At 64.6% G+C, this 17,465-nt stretch carries 15 protein-coding genes and 1 tRNA gene; 9 read left to right on the plus strand and 7 right to left on the minus strand.

The window, feature by feature from the left end; all coding sequences use genetic code 11:
- Positions 1 to 65: 65 nt before the first annotated feature.
- The 4 genes from FHW64_RS02515 to mfd all read right to left on the minus strand — a co-directional run bounded on the left by FHW64_RS02515 (position 66) and on the right by mfd (position 6,634).
- Positions 66 to 1,097, minus strand: coding sequence for an amino acid ABC transporter substrate-binding protein (locus FHW64_RS02515; protein WP_184522770.1), 1,032 nt, complete (start codon positions 1,095 to 1,097; stop codon positions 66 to 68).
- An 87-nt stretch (positions 1,098 to 1,184) separates the two neighbouring features.
- The gene (locus FHW64_RS02520; protein ID WP_184522772.1) at positions 1,185 to 2,441 is read right to left on the minus strand and encodes a cystathionine gamma-synthase family protein; all 1,257 of its coding nucleotides are present in this window, start codon (positions 2,439 to 2,441) and stop codon (positions 1,185 to 1,187) included.
- A gap of 3 nt (positions 2,442 to 2,444) precedes the next feature.
- Positions 2,445 to 3,155, minus strand: a complete 711-nt coding sequence (gene serB, locus FHW64_RS02525; RefSeq protein WP_184522774.1) for a phosphoserine phosphatase SerB — start codon at positions 3,153 to 3,155, stop codon at positions 2,445 to 2,447.
- Positions 3,152 to 6,634, minus strand: a complete 3,483-nt coding sequence (gene mfd / locus FHW64_RS02530) for a transcription-repair coupling factor (protein ID WP_184522776.1) — start codon at positions 6,632 to 6,634, stop codon at positions 3,152 to 3,154. The genes serB and mfd overlap by 4 nt, the downstream gene beginning before the upstream one ends.
- A gap of 98 nt (positions 6,635 to 6,732) precedes the next feature.
- On the opposite strand from mfd, the gene ispD reads away from it, so the two are divergent.
- Together ispD and ispF are read left to right on the plus strand one after the other, a co-directional pair.
- Positions 6,733 to 7,443 (plus strand): 2-C-methyl-D-erythritol 4-phosphate cytidylyltransferase, encoded by a 711-nt coding sequence (ispD, locus tag FHW64_RS02535; RefSeq protein ID WP_184522778.1) that lies wholly within the window; start codon positions 6,733 to 6,735, stop codon positions 7,441 to 7,443.
- On the plus strand, positions 7,440 to 7,925 hold the full coding sequence (gene ispF / locus FHW64_RS02540) for a 2-C-methyl-D-erythritol 2,4-cyclodiphosphate synthase (protein ID WP_184522780.1): 486 nt from the start codon (positions 7,440 to 7,442) through the stop codon (positions 7,923 to 7,925). The genes ispD and ispF overlap by 4 nt, the downstream gene beginning before the upstream one ends.
- Before the next feature lie 3 nt (positions 7,926 to 7,928).
- Here ispF and FHW64_RS02545 read toward each other — a convergent pair whose 3' ends face one another.
- Together FHW64_RS02545 and ompR are read right to left on the minus strand one after the other, a co-directional pair.
- On the minus strand, positions 7,929 to 9,422 hold the full coding sequence (locus FHW64_RS02545; protein WP_409350592.1) for an ATP-binding protein: 1,494 nt from the start codon (positions 9,420 to 9,422) through the stop codon (positions 7,929 to 7,931).
- Positions 9,423 to 9,441: 19 nt separating this feature from the next.
- The gene (gene ompR, locus FHW64_RS02550) at positions 9,442 to 10,173 is read right to left on the minus strand and encodes a two-component system response regulator OmpR (protein ID WP_088956805.1); all 732 of its coding nucleotides are present in this window, start codon (positions 10,171 to 10,173) and stop codon (positions 9,442 to 9,444) included.
- 170 nt (positions 10,174 to 10,343) lie between these two features.
- Here ompR and FHW64_RS02555 point away from each other — a divergent pair, with 170 nt between their 5' ends.
- Both FHW64_RS02555 and FHW64_RS02560 read left to right on the plus strand, forming a co-directional pair.
- Entirely contained in the window at positions 10,344 to 10,682 is a 339-nt protein-coding gene (locus FHW64_RS02555; protein WP_184522782.1) for a hypothetical protein, read from the plus strand.
- 88 nt (positions 10,683 to 10,770) lie between these two features.
- Positions 10,771 to 11,439, plus strand: a complete 669-nt coding sequence (locus FHW64_RS02560) for an SIMPL domain-containing protein (protein WP_184524199.1) — start codon at positions 10,771 to 10,773, stop codon at positions 11,437 to 11,439.
- 18 nt (positions 11,440 to 11,457) lie between these two features.
- Here the strand turns inward: FHW64_RS02560 and FHW64_RS02565 are convergent, their stop codons facing one another.
- Positions 11,458 to 12,228, minus strand: a complete 771-nt coding sequence (locus FHW64_RS02565) for a 3-hydroxybutyrate dehydrogenase (RefSeq protein ID WP_184522784.1) — start codon at positions 12,226 to 12,228, stop codon at positions 11,458 to 11,460.
- 150 nt (positions 12,229 to 12,378) lie between these two features.
- Between FHW64_RS02565 and FHW64_RS02570 the strand changes: the two genes are divergently transcribed.
- From FHW64_RS02570 to rimO, 5 genes are all read left to right on the plus strand, one after another.
- Positions 12,379 to 14,619 (plus strand): bifunctional (p)ppGpp synthetase/guanosine-3',5'-bis(diphosphate) 3'-pyrophosphohydrolase, encoded by a 2,241-nt coding sequence (locus FHW64_RS02570; protein ID WP_184522786.1) that lies wholly within the window; start codon positions 12,379 to 12,381, stop codon positions 14,617 to 14,619.
- Positions 14,620 to 14,667: 48 nt separating this feature from the next.
- A tRNA-Val gene (locus tag FHW64_RS02575) sits at positions 14,668 to 14,744 on the plus strand.
- A 200-nt stretch (positions 14,745 to 14,944) separates the two neighbouring features.
- Positions 14,945 to 15,313 (plus strand): hypothetical protein, encoded by a 369-nt coding sequence (locus FHW64_RS02580; RefSeq protein ID WP_184522787.1) that lies wholly within the window; start codon positions 14,945 to 14,947, stop codon positions 15,311 to 15,313.
- A gap of 100 nt (positions 15,314 to 15,413) precedes the next feature.
- On the plus strand, positions 15,414 to 15,947 hold the full coding sequence (phaR, locus tag FHW64_RS02585) for a polyhydroxyalkanoate synthesis repressor PhaR (RefSeq protein WP_184522789.1): 534 nt from the start codon (positions 15,414 to 15,416) through the stop codon (positions 15,945 to 15,947).
- A gap of 39 nt (positions 15,948 to 15,986) precedes the next feature.
- Positions 15,987 to 17,393, plus strand: a complete 1,407-nt coding sequence (gene rimO, locus FHW64_RS02590; RefSeq protein WP_184522791.1) for a 30S ribosomal protein S12 methylthiotransferase RimO — start codon at positions 15,987 to 15,989, stop codon at positions 17,391 to 17,393.
- The last annotated feature ends 72 nt before the right edge of the window (positions 17,394 to 17,465 follow it).

Raw genomic sequence — 17,465 nt, forward strand, 5'->3', positions numbered from 1 at the left:
GAGACATCTTCGAGCGGCGAGGGGCCGTCATGCACGAACCGGGCGCGCGAGGCGCCGCGTCACAGTCAGCGAACGGGGATCGCCATCATCAGGCCGCCGTTGGCGACCAGCGCATTACGACCGCGGTCAAGGCGCAGAGGCGTCTTGGGGCCGACATTGCGATCCCACACATCGCCGTAGTTGCCCACCGCCTTGATGGCCTTGTAGGCCCAGTCGGCGTTCACACCCAGCTTGACGCCGAGATCACCGTTGACGCCCAGCAGGCGCTGCACGTCAGGGCTTTGCGAATTGCGCTGTTCATCGACATTGGCCTGCGTGACACCGAGTTCCTCGGCCGCCACCAGCGCGTTCATCGTGAAGCGCACCACGGCTTCCCAGCGCGGCTGGCCTTGCGCCACGATCGGCCCGATGGGTTCGTTGGACACCGTCTCCGCCAGCACCTTGTACTCGTCACGGTTCGGCAGCTTGGCGAGGCGGGCGGCGAGGCCCGAGCGGTCGTTGATGGCTGCATCGCAGCGCTTGCCGACGAAGGCGTCCCACGCCTGCTCCTGCGAGGCGAAGGTGACGATCTTGTATTTGAGGTTGTGCGCGCGGAAGTAGTCCGCCACGATCAGTTCCGACGTGCTGCCCTGCGCGGTGCAGATGGTCGCGTTGTTCAGGTCGGCGATCTTGCTGGCCTTCGACTTGGTGGTCACCGCGAAGCCCTGGCCGTCGAAGAACATCACCTTGGGGAACTTGAGGCCGCTCACGTCGCGGCTCTGCGTCCAGGTAAAGCGGTGTGTGAGCACGTCGACCGCACCGGTGGGCAGGCCCGCGAATGCGGTCTTCAGGTCCATCGGCGTGAGTTCGATCTTGGTGGCATCGCCCAGCGTTGCAGCGGCGATGGCCCTGCACAGGTCGATGTCGAAGCCTTCGCGCTTGCCGGCGTTGTCCTCGGCCGAGAAGCCGGGTGCTGCGAGCGTCACGCCGCACTTGACGGTGCCGCGGGCTTTCACGTCATCGAGTACGTCGGCGCGCGCGGCGCCGGTCAATGCCGCGAGGGCGGAGAGTCCGATCAAAGTCTGGCGAGCGTGCGCCGGGATCCTGGGGATGCGCATGTTGTCTCTGATTCTTTGTGGTTGGATCGCGGGCAGCGTAGCACCGGCAATCCATGAATCAGACCCTAGGAAACCCTGTCCGGGGCGCTACTCCCCGCGCAGTGCGCGATCGAAATCCGCGATCAGCTCTTCAGCATCTTCCAGCCCGACCGAGACGCGGACCAGCCCGTCCGCGATGCCCATCTGCGCACGCACCGCGGCGCCGGCTTCCCAGAAGATCGTCGGCGCGACGGGAATGATCAGCGTGCGGTTGTCGCCCAGCCCTGTAGCCTTGATCGGCAGTTGCAGGCGATTGAGCGTCGCCTGCATGTCGAGACCGTCGCGCAGTTCGAACGCCATCAGCCATGAGCCCGCCTTGAAGTGCTTGACCGCAAGCGCGTGCTGCGGATGGCTTTCGAGCATGGGGTAGTGCACTGCCGCAATGGACGGGTGGCTCTGCAGAAAGCGCGCAAGCGACAGCGCGGTGGCGCTGGTCTGCGCGACGCGCAACGCGAGCGTCTCCGCGCCAAGGCTGATGCGGTGCGCCTGTTCCGGCGACAGCGTTGCGCCCATGTCGCGCAGCGCCTTCTTGCGCAACTGCTGCAGCCCCTGCTGACGCGGATCGACATTGCGATAGCTCGGCGAGATGTTGGGATAGGCCGCCCAGTCGAAGAGGCCTGTGTCGGTGACCGCACCGCCAAGAGCTGCACCGTGGCCCGCGATCGTCTTCGTCAGCGAATTGATCACCAGCCCGGCACCGACGGTCTTCGGGCGGAAGATGGCGGGGGAGGTGATGGTGTTGTCCACCACATAAAGGATTCCGCGCTCGCGGCACAGCGCACCGATGGCGTCGAGATCCGGCACCTGCGTGCCCGGATTCGCCACCGTCTCGACGAACACCATCCGCGTATTAGGCTTCAATGCGGCGCGCACGTTTTCGACGGCGCAGGCGTTGACCTTCGACACCTCGATGCCGAGGTCGCCCATCGTGCCGAACAGGCTGTTGGTGTTGCCGAAGACGAACTGGCTCGACACCAGGTGATCGCCCGCGCGCAGCAGCGTGAGGAAGATCGCGGTCAGTGCGGCCATGCCGGTCGAGAACGACACGGTGCCGATGCCGCCTTCCAGCAGGGTGATCTTGTTTTCGAGCGCAGCACTGGTTGGCGTGCCCTGGCGTGCATAGTTGAAGCCGCCCTTGAGCGTGCCCTGGAACACACCGATCAGATCTTCGACACGGTCGAAGCCGTATTGCACCGAGGTGTGAATCGGCTTGTGGATGGCCCCGTGCTCGACGCCGAAGCGGCGGTCGGCATGCACGGTGGCGGATGGGGGCAGTGGGCCCTTGTCGTTTTCAGCGTTGCTCATATCTCACCTCAGCACTTCGAGCAGGCGGTCCAGCCCGCCTTCATTGATCGCGACCATGGCCTGCTCGCGCACCTTCGGCTTTGCGTGGAAAGCCACTGAAAGGCCCGCTTCGCCCATCATCGGCAGGTCGTTCGCGCCGTCGCCGACGGCGATGGCTTCCTGCGGCGAGATACCGAGCAGCGATGCGACTTCGAGCATCGTGCGCCGCTTTTCCGCGCCGTCGCAGATGTCACCCCACGATTGCTGCACCACCTCGCCGGTGAGCTTGCCGTCTGCTTCGTCGAGCAGGTTGGAGCGTGCGAAGTCGATGCCGAGCCGATCCTTCACGCGGTTCGCGAAGAAGGTGAAGCCGCCAGAGACCAGCAGCACCTTGAGGCCGGCGGCCTTGCAGGCGCCCACCAGTTGCTCCGCACCGGGATTGAGCTTCAGGCGCTCGTCGTAGACCTTCTGCAGTGCATCGACCGGCACCCCCTTCAGCAGCGCGACGCGGCGGCGCAGGCTTTCCTTGAAGTCCTTGATCTCGCCGCGCATCGTGGCTTCGGTGATCGCGGCGACCTCGGCCTTCTTGCCGACCGCATCGGCGATCTCGTCGATGCATTCGATGTTGATCAGCGTCGAGTCCATGTCGAAAGCGATCAGCTTGAAATCGGCCAGTGCGAGCGGCGGCGTGAAGCGCTGCACGACGAGGCCGGGAGAGATTTCCTTGGAGGTCATACCGATGCGGTTTCCTGTACTTTGGGCTGGCCCAGACTGCGGAGCACGTCGCGCACCATCTGCGCGCGGTCCTTGGGCTCCTTGAGCTCACGCTCGATGCGCAGCTTTTCGTTGCCGGCGAGCTTGATGTGCCTGTTCTTCTGGATGAGGTTGATGATGTTCATCGAATCGACCGGCGGGTCTTTCTTGAACGTGATGTTGATGACGCCCGGCGCGGCATCGACCTTGGTCACGCCGTAGGGCAGCGCGAGCACACGCAGGCGATGCATGTCGATCAGCGTCTGCGCCTGCGGCGGCAGCTTGCCGAAGCGGTCGACGATCTCTTCGAGCAGCATGTCGATCTGGTCGGAGGTCTTTGCGGTCGCGAGCTTCTTGTAGAACGACAGGCGCAGGTGCACATCGCCGCAGTAGTCGTCGGGCAGCAGGGCGGGGGCGTGCAGATTGATCTCGGTCGTCACCGACAGCGGCGACAGCAGGTCGGGCTCCTTGCCTGCCTTGAGCGAGCGCACCGCCTCGGACAGCATCTCGTTGTAGAGCTGGAAGCCGATCTCCATCATGTTGCCGCTCTGGTTCTCGCCGAGCACCTCGCCCGCGCCCCGGATCTCCAGGTCGTGCATCGCGAGGTAGAAGCCGGAGCCGAGTTCTTCCATCTGCTGGATGGCGTCCAGCCGCTGAGCGGCCTGCTTGGTGAGGCCGTCGATGTCCGGCACCATCAGATAGGCATAGGCCTGATGGTGGCTTCGCCCGACGCGTCCGCGCAACTGGTGCAACTGCGCGAGGCCGAACTTGTCGGCGCGGCTCATCACGATGGTGTTGGCGCTCGGCACGTCGATGCCGGTCTCGATGATGGTCGAGCACAGCAGCATGTTGTAGCGCTGGGCCACGAAGTCGCGCATCACACGCTCCAGCTCGCGCTCGGGCATCTGGCCGTGGGCGACCGCGATGCGGGCCTCGGGCAGGATCTCTTCCAGCTTCTGGCGGCGGTTCTCGATGGTCTCGACCTCGTTGTGCAGGAAGTAGACCTGCCCGCCGCGCTTGAGCTCGCGCAGCACGGCCTCGCGGATCACGCCGGTGCCTTCGTTGCGTACGAAAGTCTTGATGGCCAGGCGCCGCTGCGGCGCAGTGGCGATCACGCTGAGGTCGCGCAGCCCTTCGAGTGCCATGCCCAGCGTTCGCGGGATCGGCGTCGCGGTCAGCGTGAGCACGTCGACCTCGGCACGCATCGCCTTCATCGCTTCCTTATGGCGCACGCCGAAGCGGTGTTCCTCGTCGATGATCAGCAGGCCGAGGTTCTTGAACTGGACCGATTGCGAAAGCAGCTTGTGCGTGCCGACCACGATGTCGACGCTGCCGTCGGCCAGCCCCTTCGCGGCGGTGGTGATTTCCTTGGCCGAACGGAAGCGGCTCATCTCCGCGACCTTGACCGGCCATTTCGCGAAACGGTCGACCAGCGTCTGGTAGTGCTGTTCCGCGAGCAGCGTGGTCGGCGCGAGGAAGGCGACCTGCTTGCCACCCGTCACCGCGACGAAGGCGGCGCGCAACGCAACCTCGGTCTTGCCGAAGCCCACGTCGCCGCAGACGAGGCGGTCCATCGGGCGCGGCGAGATCATGTCCTGGATGACCGCGTGGATCGCAGCCTTCTGATCGGCGGTCTCGTCGAAGCCGAAGTCGTTGGCGAACACCTCGTAGTCGGCTGCGGAGAAGCGGAAGGCATAGCCTTCGCGCGCCGCACGGCGGGCATAGATGTTGAGCAACTCGGCGGCCGAGTCGCGCACCTGCTCGGCGGCCTTGCGCTTGGCCTTTTCCCATTGGCCGGAGCCGAGCTTGTGCAGCGGCGCTTCGTCGGCGCTCACGCCGGTATAGCGGCTGATGAGATGCAACTGCGAGACCGGAACGTAGAGCGTCGCCTTGTCGGCGTATTCCAGATGCAGCATCTCCTGCATCAATGGTTTGCCGTCGGGACCCGTGCCCTGGCCGAGGTCCATGTTGATGAGGCCCCGGTAGCGGCCGATGCCGTGCGCCGAGTGCACGATGGGGTCGCCCACCGCGAGTTCGCTCAGGTCCTTGATCAGCGCTTCGACGTCGCTGACCTGTTCCTGCTTGCGATTGCGCCGGCGCGCTGAGGGCGCAGCGGCAAAGAGTTCGGTCTCGGTAACGAAGTCGATGCCCTGTTCGCGCCACGCGAAGCCGGCGACCAGCGCGGCGGTGGCGATGCCGATCTTTTCATCAGGCGAGGCTTCGAACTCGGCCAGAGAGTCGAAGGCCGGTGGGCCAACGCCGCTGGCTCGCAGGAAGTCCAGCAGGCTTTCACGACGGCCGTCGCTTTCTGCGATGAACAGCACCCGGTGCGGCGTCGCCTTGATGTGGTCCTTGAGCTTGACCAGCGGATCGTCCGCGCCGCGCACCACGGCGAAGGGCGGCAGGACGTCGAATTCCGCATAAGGCGCATCGGTGGGTACGTCGCCGCGCAGCGCAAGCTGGGCGTGCGGCTTGGCGCGCTGATAGAACTGCTCGGCGTTCAGGAACAGCGCCTCGGGCGGCAGCGCAGGGCGCTCCGGATCGCCACGCACGAGGCGGTAGCGTTCGCTGGTGTCCTGCCAGAAGTTCTGGAACGCGGGCTCCAAGTCGCCGTGCAGCACCAGGGTCGCGTCCGTGCCGAGGTAGTCGAACACCGTGGCCGTTTCTTCGAAGAAGAGCGGGAGGTAGTACTCGATCCCGGCGGTGGCGACGCCGTTCCCCATGTCCTTGTAGATGCGGCTGCGGGTGGGGTCGCCTTCGAGCAGCTCACGCCACCGGCTGCGGAATCGCGCGCGGGCGTCGTCGTCCATCGGAAACTCGCGGCCTGGTAGCAGGCGCACTTCCGGCACGGGGTAGAGGCTGCGCTGCGTATCGGGGTCGAAGGTGCGGATGGAGTCGATCTCGTTGTCGAACAGATCGACCCGGTACGGCACCGGCGAGCCCATCGGGAACAGGTCGATCAGCCCGCCGCGCACAGCGTATTCGCCCGGACTCACCACCTGCGTCACGTGGCTGTAGCCGGCCAGCGTGAGCTGGGCCTTGAGCTTGGCCTCTTCCAGCTTCTGACCGCTCTTGAAATGGAAGGTGTAGCCCGCGAGGAAGCCCGGTGGCGCGAGGCGGTAGAGAGCCGTCGTAGCCGGGATGATCACCACGTCGGCATCCTTCTGGCTGATGCGCCAGAGGGTCGCGAGGCGTTCGCTGATCAGGTCCTGGTGCGGCGAGAAGTTGTCGTAGGGCAGCGTTTCCCAGTCGGGGAAGAGCGCGCAGCGCAGCTCGGGCGCAAAGAAGACGATCTCGTCGATCAACCGCTGAGCGTCGTTGGCATCGGCGGTGAAGACGGCGGTCGCGCGACCGGCGGCTTTCTCGCGCCCGGCCAGTTGCGCAAGCATCAGTGCATCGGCCGACAGGGGCGGGCGGGGCAGCGTGAAGCGCTTGCCGGCCGTGAGTTGGGGGAGGTCCATGAAGTGCCTGGAAATGCAGAACACCCCGCGCCGACCGGCGAGGGGTGTGAAAGGCGATTCTAGAATGGCTGCCCCGTTCACGCAGGCCGCTCGCAACCATGTCCGTTTCCCGTCTTTACGTGTTGATTCCCTGCGCCGGCACCGGCAGCCGCGCCGGTGGAAAAGGGCCCAAGCAGTACCAGCGGATCGGGGGCCGGCCCATGGTCGAGCACACCTTGGAGGTCTTCCGGTCCCTCAAGGGCGTCTTTGCCGGCGTCGCGCTGGTGGTTTCTCCGGAGGATTCGGATGTCGGCATCGTTCTGCAGCGCTTTCCGGCCGATGGGGAACATCTGTTCCGCGTCGGTGGCGCCACCCGCGCCGCGACGGTGCGCAACGGGCTGACTTCATTGCGGCAGGCCGGTGCAGGTGCGCACGACTGGGTGCTTGTGCATGACGCGGCGCGCTGCCTCGTCACCCCCACGCAGATCGAAGCGCTGATCGCCGCCTGCGAGCACGATGCCGTCGGCGGGCTGCTCGCGCATCGGCTGGCGGACACGCTCAAGGTCGCATCGCCCGACGGCCGAGTGGCGAGCACTGCGACACGCGCCGACAAATGGCTGGCCCAGACCCCGCAGATGTTCCGCATCGGGATGCTGCTCGACGCGCTCGAGCGCGCCGGCGATTCGGTGACTGACGAGGCCAGTGCGATCGAAGCCCTCGGGCTCGCGCCGCTGCTGGTGCCGGGCAGCGGCCAGAACTTCAAATTGACCTATCCGGAGGATTTCGCGCTCGCGGATGCCATCCTGCGCAGCCGGAAGATCCAACCATGACCCCACTCAATCTGCGAATCGGCGAAGGCTGGGACGTCCATCAGCTCGTCTCGGGGCGCAAGCTCATGCTCGGCGGCGTCGAAGTGCCGCACACCATGGGTTTGCTCGGCCACTCGGATGCCGACGTGCTGCTGCACGCGATCACCGACGCGCTGCTCGGCGCGGCCGGGCTCGGCGACATCGGGCGTCATTTTCCTGACACGGATGCGCAGTACCGCGGCGCCGACTCAGCGGTGCTGCTGGCCGAGGCTGCACGCCGCGTGCGCGCCGCAGGTTGGGAGATCGGCAACATCGACTGCACGGTGATCGCCCAGGCGCCGAAGCTTGCGCCGCACATCTCGGCGATGTGCGAGCGCATCGCGGCGGTGCTCGGCGTCGAAGCCGGTCAGGTGAACGTGAAGGCCAAGACGGCCGAGAAGCTCGGTCCGGTAGGCGAAGGGCGCGCTATGGAGTCGCGCGCCATCGCGTTGATCCACCGCTAGCCGTTACGGCCGCGTTTGCGGCTGTTTGTCCTTGTCCTTCGCCTGCGAGGGATCACCACCCCGCGCCGAGGCTGCGCGCGGCATGCGGATGTGCGCGGCCAGCCCACGACCCGGCGTGCTGGTGAGCGCAAAAGTGCCGCCCATGCGTTCGATGTTCTTGGTGACGATCGACAGGCCAAGACCCGCTCCCGCCGCCGAGGTGCGTGCCACATCGCCGCGGAAGAACGGCTTGCTCAGCTGCGACAGCAGGGCTGGCGCAACGCCCGCGCCATGGTCGCGCACCTTGATCAGCACCGCGTCGTTGTGGGCCTGCGCCTGGATCGTGACGTCGGCGACGCCGGTCGAGGGCGTCTTGCCGTAGCGCCGCGCGTTTTCGACCAGGTTGGAGATCACGCGCTGCAGTTCCACCTCGTCGGCCATGACCCGCAGGTCGGTCGGTACATCGACGGTGATCTTGATGTCTTCATGGTCCTGCACGGCATAGGCGCAGGCGTCGACCACGTCGCGCAGCAGCACGGGTTTGAAATCGACGTGGTCCGGGCGCGCGTAGTCGAGGAACTTGTCGATGATCGCGTCGAGCTGCGCGATGTCGGCGGCCATGTGGTCGCGCGCATCCGGGTCGGCGACGCTCATCTCGGTTTCGAGGCGCAGCCGGGCGAGCGGGGTGCGCAGGTCGTGCGAAATGCCGGCGAGCATCACCGCGCGGTCCTGCTCGATCTTGGCGAGCTGGTCGGCCATGCGGTTGAAGCCGACGTTCACGGCGCGGATCTCGTTGGTCCGCGCGCGCTCGTCGAGTCGATGCGCCTCGTATTCGCCTTCGCGTACCTGCATCGTGGCCTGCGACAACTGCTTGAGCGGCCGGTTGATGAGTCGCGTGATCAGCGCCGCGCCGGCGAGCGAGAGCGCCATCGTTGTCGCCAGCCAGATCAGCCAGGTGCGGCGGTCGAGGCGGCTGAAGCGGGTCGGGTCGACCAGCAGCCAGTAAGTGTCGCTTTCGATGGTGAAGCCGATCCACAGGCCTGGTTCGTCGTTGACGCGGCTGGCGACCGTGGTGCCTTCGCCAAGGCGCGCGATCAGCTCTTCGGTGACGCGCTGGTCCAGCGCGCCGCTGGTGTAGGGCAGGAAGCGGTCGCCCGGCTCCCGGGGCAGGATGCGAACGCCTTCCTGGTCGGCCAGCGTCTTGATCAGCGAAACGCGCGTGATGGCATCGGAATACACGAGCGCCGCGCGCGTGAGGTTCACGAGCGACGCGATCTGGTGCGCGGTCTGGATCGCGCGCGGCTCGTATTCGAGCGCGCGAAAGGTCTGCAGCCACGCGACCGTACAGCCCACGAGCAGCAGGACGAGCAGAAAGAAAGTCCGCCAGAACAGGCTGAGGCCGAGCTGCAGCCGGGTGCGGCGCTTGCGCGAGCCGATCCCGTCAAGCGGGCTCGGCAGCGTGCCCTGGGTGCTGTCCTCTAGCGGGCTTGGCTGTGTGGTCTGGGGGCCGAGCGTCACGGCCACGGACGTCTATGCCTCAGGTCGTGCCGTCCGGCACGAACACGTAGCCGACGCCCCAGACCGTCTGGATGTAGCGCGGCGCCGCGGCGTCGGATTCGACCAACTTGCGCAGGCGCGAGATCTGCACGTCCAGGCTGCGGTCGAAGGGCTCGAACTCGCGGCCGCGAGCGAGCTGGGCCAGCTTTTCGCGCGACAGCGGCTGGCGCGGATGACGCACCAGTGCCTTGAGCATCGCGAACTCGCCGGTGGTGAGCGAGAGCTCTTCGCCGTCCTTCTTAAGGGTCCGCGAGCCGAGGTCGAAGCTGAACGGACCGAAGTTCACTGTCTCGTTGTCGGTCGATGGGGCTCCCGGCGCTTCGAGCGGCGGCCGGCGGCGAAGCACCGCGTGGACGCGAGCAAGCAGCTCTCGCGGGTTGAAAGGCTTGCCGAGGTAGTCGTCGGCGCCGACTTCGAGGCCGACGATGCGGTCGACGTCCTCGCCCTTGGCGGTCAGCATGATGATCGGGGTGCGGTCGTTGGCTGCGCGGAGCCGGCGGCAGACCGAGAGGCCGTCTTCGCCCGGCATCATCAGGTCGAGGACGATCAGGTCGACCGTGTCGCGAAGCAGGATCCGGTTCAGCGCCTTGCCATCTTCGGCCACGATCACCTCGAAACCTTCCTGGGTGAGGTAGCGGCGAAGCAGGTCGCGGATGCGGGCGTCGTCGTCGACGATCACGATCTTGTCAGTGCGAGCTGGAGTCTGATTCATTTTTACAACGCTGAATTTGTAACAGGGCCAATTCTGAGGGTGTTCGCACCCGATGCGTCGCTTTAAGTATTTGTTTGACACTAAGTTACAAAACTTGCGGCCGCTAGCGGGTAGGACGTTCACGCATTGCGTTGCGATGGCAAAGTTGGTTTTGCTGTCCCACAGTCGTTATGAAAAGCAACAAATTCGCACTGTCTTTTGTCTTCGCCTGCGCGTCGTTCGGCCTTGTCGCCGAAGCGGGGCCTGTCAATTTCTTCCCCACTGGCGGTGTTCAGCAGCGCAGCCTGCGCGATGCGGTCGAAGCTCATCGTGCGGCGACCCGCGCTGAAGTCAGGCAGGGCGAGGCGATGGCTGGCCGTCGGCTGACGCCGGCCGAACTCGCGGAGTTGCGTCAACAGGTGCGACAACAATCGGCGCCGCGATCGCTCCCCACAGAATCCGTGCCGGCCGAGCGCATGGTTCCGGCACCCGATTTCAAGGGCGTCGCGCTGGGCAAGTCGCGGCCATGAGTGGTGCCCGCACGGGCACCTTCTCTTTCAACTTCAAAGGAATTCAGTCTTGAACAAAGCCAAATGGTTGGCGGCTTGTGCCGTCCTGATGAGCACCACGGTGGCCTGGTCGCAGGCCGTCACGCTTCCGTCTCCGCAGAACGTACTGCAGTTGTCGGCGAACGCCACGGTGGAAGTTCAGCAGGACCAACTCAGCATGACGCTTTCGACGACGCGCGACGGCACCGACGCAAGCACGGTGCAAGCGCAGCTCAAGTCAGCGCTCGACGCCGCGCTGGCAGAGGCGCGCAAGAGTGCGCAACCCGGGCAACTCGATGTGCAGACAGGCAACTTCACCATGTCGCCGCGCCGCAGCCGCGACGGCAAGCTCACCGGCTGGCAAGGGTCTGCCGACCTGATTCTCGAAGGCCGGGATTTCCCGCGGATCGCCCAGACCGCTGGCCGGATTTCGACGCTGACCGTCCGGAATGTCGGATTCAGCCTGAGCCGCGAACAGCAGGCCAAGGTCGAAGCGGAAGCCCAGGGCCAGGCAATCGACAACTTCAAGCAGCGCGCCGACGAACTGGCCAAGCGGCTCGGCTTTGCCGGCTACACGCTGCGCGAGGTGTCGGTCAACTCGCACCTCGGCGGCCCGATCCAGCCGCGCGTCATGGCGATGGAAATGGCCAAGGCAGCGTCGTCTGATGCGCCGGTGCCGATCGAGGCGGGCAAGACCAGCGTGGTGGTGAACGTCTCGGGATCGGTCCAGCTGAAGTAGCCGGACCGTAGTGCCCGCTTACTGGGCGGTCCAGCCGCCGTCGACCTGCCAGGCCACGCCGCGGACTTGATCCGCCGCCGGGGAGCACAGGAACACAGCCAGCCCGCCTAGCTGCTCGACAGTGGTGAACTGCAGCGAAGGCTGCTTTTCGCCGAGCAGTTCTTTCTGGGCCTGAGCGACCGCGATGCCTTCGCGCGCGGAGCGATCGTCGATCTGCTTCTGCACCAGCGGCGTCAGCACCCATCCGGGGCAGATCGCGTTGCAGGTGACGCCGGTGGTCGCGGTTTCGAGGGCGACCGTCTTCGTGAATCCGACGATGCCGTGCTTGGCTGCGACGTAAGCCGACTTTTGAGCCGAAGCGACGAGCCCGTGCGCGGAAGCGATGTTGATGACCCGGCCCCAGTTGGCCGCACGCATCGCAGGAATCGCGAGACGGGTGGTATGGAACGCGCTGGTCAGATTGATGGCGATGATCGCGTCCCAGCGCTCCGGCGGGAAGTCTTCGACGTTTGCGACGTGCTGGATGCCGGCGTTGTTCACGAGCACATCCACGCGATCGAATTTCGAGGCGGCGAACTTCATCATGTCCGCGATCTGGTCAGGCTTGCTCATGTCGGCACCGTGGTACTCGACATTGACGCCCAGTGCTGCGATTTCCGCGCGTGGCTGTTCGGAATCCCCGAAACCATTGAGCAAGATGTTTGCGCCTTGCTGTGCAAGGGCCTTGGCGATTCCAAGGCCGATGCCACTGGTGGACCCCGTGACGAGCGCGGTTTTGCCTTTGAGCATGATGATGAACTCCGGTTGAAGTAGGATGCAACGAGACCATTATCTTCATCGCGACTTCGCTTTTTCTGACATGACCGCGCCAGCTTTTCATCACGCGCCCCGTGAGGCTTGCCGGCTGGCAGGGCGGTCGAATTTCCGGCGTCCAGAACTGTGAAGCGCGAGCAATCCAACCTTCAGGCGCCATCCACGCCGGAATCGATCGTGGTCGACTACCCGTTGTCGGCCGCAACCGCGGAGCGGTCGCCGGTGATGGAGAACATGCTCGCGCGTGCTCGCGCATTCGCCGAGCCGCTGATCGCCGACGAGATGTTGGACACCGGCGAAAACACGCTGGCGCATGCGGATGCTGTCGCGCATATCGTCGCGTCGATGGGCGGCTCCGAAGCGATGCAGGCTGCCAGCTATCTCGTCTATTCGTGCCAGCACTTGAACCGGCCGCAGGAAGTCATCGCCAAGGTGTTCGGCGACAACTTCGCGGCGCTCGCCGTAGAGACCACCAAGCTGGTCTATGTGCAGAAGCAGGCACGTTCGGCGACGGCGAATGGCCCTCTGAACGACGGCGCGGGCACGCAGACGGAAAACGTGCGCAAGATGCTGCTGGCTTTCTCGCGCGATCTTCGCGTGGTCATGCTCCGGCTGGCGTCGAGGCTTCAGACGTTGCGCTATGCGGCGGCGTCCAAGAATCCCCCGCCCGAGAACGTCGCGCGTGAATCGCTGCAAGTGTTTGCGCCGCTCGCGAATCGGCTGGGCATCTGGCAGGTGAAGTGGGAGATCGAAGATCTTTCGTTCCGATTCCTCGAGCCCGATACCTACAAGCTCATCGCTCGACTTCTCGAAGAAAAGCGCATCGAGCGAGAGAGCTATGTCGAGCAGTTGAGATCGCGGCTCGAGCGCGAACTGGCCGCCGAAGGCATCAAGGCCAAGGTGCAGGGGCGGCCGAAGAACATCTACAGCATCGTCAAGAAGATGCGAGGCAAGTCGCTCGACTTCGAGCAGGTCTTCGACATCATGGCGCTGCGCGTGATCGTCGGTGACGTCAAGGATTGCTACGCCGCTCTCGCCTGGGTGCACTCGCATTTCCAGCCGATCGATGCCGAGTTCGATGACTACATCGCACGGCCCAAACCCAATGGATACCAGTCGCTGCATACGGTGGTGCGCGATGTGATCGACGGACGGGCTGGCAAGCCGATCGAAATCCAGATCCGCACCGAGGAGATGCACGACCATGCCGAGCACGGCGTGGCCGCGCATTGGGCCTACAAGGAAGCAGGCCAGAAGGGCTATGCGGGTGTGTGGGCGACGGGCGAGTACGACGCGAAGATCGCAGTGCTCCGGCAACTTCTTGCGTGGGAGCGCGATCTGTCCGGTGGCCAGCAGGGGCAAGGGCTCTTCGACGATCGGATCTACGTGCTGACGCCCGACGCGGCAATCGTCGAGCTACCGCAGGGCGCGACGGCGGTCGATTTTGCGTACACGGTTCACACCAGCCTCGGTCATCGCTGCCGCGGCGCGCGCGTCGACGGCGTGATGGTGCCGCTCAACACGCCGCTGCAGAACGGCCAGACGGTCGAAATCATTGCCGCGAAGGAGGGCGGTCCGTCGCGCGACTGGCTCAATGCTGAATTGGGCTATCTCGTGAGCCATCGGGCACGGGCGAAGGTCCGGGCCTGGTTCAACGCGCAGATCACGCACGAGACCGTTGCACGTGGCCGCGAGGCGGTCGAGCGGCTTTTGCAGCGCGAAGGAAAGACGGCACTCAAGCTGGAGGACCTCGCTTCGCAACTCGGGTTCAAGTCGGCGGACAACCTGTTCGAGGTGGTCGGCAAGGACGAGTTTTCGCTTCGCAACATCGAAGTGCTGTTGCGACCGCCAGAGCCACCTGCCAGCCCTGACGATGGCGTCATCATCAAGAAGGCGCGCGGGAGCGAGCAGGCCGGGCGCGGCGGCGTGCTGGTGGTCGGCGTGTCGTCGCTGATGACGCAACTCGCCAAGTGCTGCAAGCCTGCGCCGCCCGATGCGATCCGCGGCTTCGTCACGAAGGGGCACGGTGTGAGCATTCATCGCGCCAACTGCAGCAACTTCAGGTCGATGGCGAGCCAGAACGCGGAACGCGTGATCGACGTCGAGTGGGGCGCGCAGAAGGGCGATGGAGCCGCTGTCTATGCGGTCGATGTCGCGATCGAAGCTGCCGACCGGCAGGGCCTGCTGCGCGATATCTCCGATGTGTTCGCGCGCGAGAAGATGAATGTGATCGGCGTGCAGACGCAGTCCGTCAAAGGGACTGCGTGGATGACGTTCACCATCGAGATCGCCGATGCTGCGCGACTCGTACAGGTGCTTGCCGTGGTCGCTACGGTAGTCGGTGTGCGATCAGTTCGACGTCGCTGAAAAAGTGGCTCGTAAAGCCTGCTATACTCTCGCTTCTCGAATACACACAGGCGCGTAGCTCAGCTGGTTAGAGCACCACCTTGACATGGTGGGGGTCGTTGGTTCGAGTCCAATCGCGCCTACCAATTTACTTGGTCGAGTCTGATTAACCACCAGACGCAAACTGATCAAGTCATCCTCTTCCTCCCGTTCCCTCTCTCCGGCTTCCGGCCCAGATCGCTTGTCGGTCTATGCGGTCTATGGCCTTCGGGTGACTGGCGGTTGCCGCGTCAGTTGTGGTAACTTGCCCTCACGTCACCTCAATGCACTCGACTCCAGGGAACAGATGAACACCCCCGCCGCCGAGATCGATCCAACGCTAGAAGAACTTCGCATCGCGGCGCTGGTGCGGCAGGCACCGCTCGAGTTCGCTCGAGTGGTCTATGGGCTCAACGATCGGGCCAACGGCCGTGCCGGCACCATGGCGGCAGAGGAAGTAGCGCGCACCCTTCGTCAGGGCACTCCGGTGACCCGGGAGCGGGCCGAGCAGCGCGCACGCGCGTATCTCCCGGTCGCGGGGCACGAGCACTGTCCGCGCTGTTGGGTGTTCAACGGCATCAAGAGCCCTTTGCAATATCGGGAAGCGACGGACGAGCGCCCCGAGACGGGTGCCTGCAAGATCTGCGGCGCCGAATACGCGACATCGCTGGACTGACGTCTTCTTTTTTTGGTCAGGGTAAACCTTGGCGCGGTGCAATATGGCCGCTCCCTAGAATCGTTTGCACGCCCTGATGCGAAATTAGAAGGAGTCCCTAGTGCAGAGCAAGAAGTCCGGTACCAAGCCGGTCCAGCGGGTCATCAAGAAGTATCCGAACCGAAGGCTCTACGACACGGAAACCTCCAGCTACATCACGCTCGCCGAGGTGAAGCAGCTTGTCATGAACAAGGAATCCTTCGTCGTGCGGGACGCCAAGACCGGCGACGATCTCACGCGCAGCATCCTGCTGCAGGTGATCCTCGAGGAAGAGGCCGGTGGTGCGCCGATGTTCACTGAGCAGGTGCTCGCCAGCATCATCCGCTTCTACGGTCATGCCATGCAGAGTTACATGGGCCCTTACCTGGAAAAGAACATCCAGGCGATGGCCGAGGTGCAGGCGCAGCTCGCGGAAAAGGCCGAGGGCCTGACGCCGGAGATGTGGGCCCGTTTCATGACGCTTCAATCGCCGGTGCTGCAGGGGCTGATGGGCAACTACGTGGAGCAGTCCAAGAACGTGTTTCTGCAGATGCAGGAGCAGATGCAGAAAAATACAGAGCAGGTCTTGGGCGCATTCGGCATCAAGCGCCCCTGAATTCCGCGTGCCGGCCGATAGCTGGGACAATACGGGGATATGAGCGAAGTAGCCTCCCCCGATAGAACGATTGAGCCGACTACCCCCAAGATCGGCTTTGTGAGTCTTGGCTGTCCCAAGGCCCTGACTGATTCCGAACTGATCCTGACCCAACTGAGCGCCGAGGGTTACCAGACCTCGAAGACCTTCGAAGGCGCAGACCTCGTCATCGTGAACACCTGCGGGTTCATCGATGACGCCGTCAAGGAAAGCCTCGACACGATTGGCGAAGCCCTTGCCGAGAACGGCCGCGTCATCGTCACTGGCTGCCTGGGCGCCAAGACGGGCGAGCAGGGCGGCAACCTGGTGCGCGAGATGCATCCGAGCGTGCTGGCGGTGACCGGGCCCCATGCGACGCAGGAAGTGATGGACGCTGTCCATGCGAACTTGCCGAAGCCGCACGATCCGTTCATTGATCTGGTTCCGCAGGCGTTCGGCGTCGCCGGCCTGAAACTCACGCCGCGGCACTACGCCTATCTCAAGATCAGCGAGGGCTGCAACCATCGCTGCACCTTCTGCATCATCCCGTCCATGCGCGGCGATCTCGTGTCGCGGCCGGTTGGCGATGTGCTTTCAGAGGCGAAAGCGCTGTTCGAGGGCGGCGTCAAGGAACTGCTGGTGATCAGTCAGGACACGTCGGCCTACGGCGTCGACGTGAAGTACCGAACAGGCTTCTGGGACGGTAAGCCGGTCAAGACGCGCATGCTCGAACTCGTGCGTACGCTCGGCGAGATCGCCGCGCCCTATGGCGCGTGGGTTCGGTTGCACTATGTGTATCCGTATCCCAGTGTCGACGAGATCATTCCGTTGATGGCAGAGGGCAAGGTTCTGCCGTACCTCGACGTGCCGTTGCAACACAGTCACCCCGATGTGCTGCGTCGCATGAAGCGGCCTGCCAGCGGCGAGAAGAACCTCGAGCGCCTCGCGCGCTGGCGCGAGGTCTGTCCCGAACTGGTGGTTCGCAGCACCTTCATTGCGGGATTCCCGGGCGAGACCGAGGCGGAGTTCGAGCATCTGCTCGACTTCATTCGCGAGGCGGAGATCGATCGGGCAGGGTGCTTCGCCTACAGCCCGGTGGCTGGCGCTGCTGCAAACGACATTCCCGGGATGTTGCCCGAAGCCGAGCGAGAAGCGCGGCGTGCGCGATTCATGGAGGTGGCGGAAGCCGTCTCGATCGCCAAGCTGCAAAGACGCATCGGTGCAACGATGCAGGTCCTCGTGGATTCCGCGCCCGCGATGGGCCGCAAGGGTGGCGTTGGCCGGAGCTATGCAGATGCGCCCGAGATCGACGGCACCGTGCGGCTGCTGCCGCCCGAGAAGATCAGCAAGACGCTGAAGGTCGGTGAGTTCACTCGCGCACGTATCGTGGGTGCAGAGGGGCACGACCTGATCGCGCTACCGATTTGATGCCGCATACGGCCAAGAAAAAAGCCACCGGAGACCGGTGGCTTGAATCGAAAAACCCTGGAAGGGTGAACT

Source organism: Variovorax sp. Sphag1AA, from assembly GCF_014192575.1.
Classification (GTDB): Bacteria; Pseudomonadota; Gammaproteobacteria; order Burkholderiales; family Burkholderiaceae_C; genus Variovorax.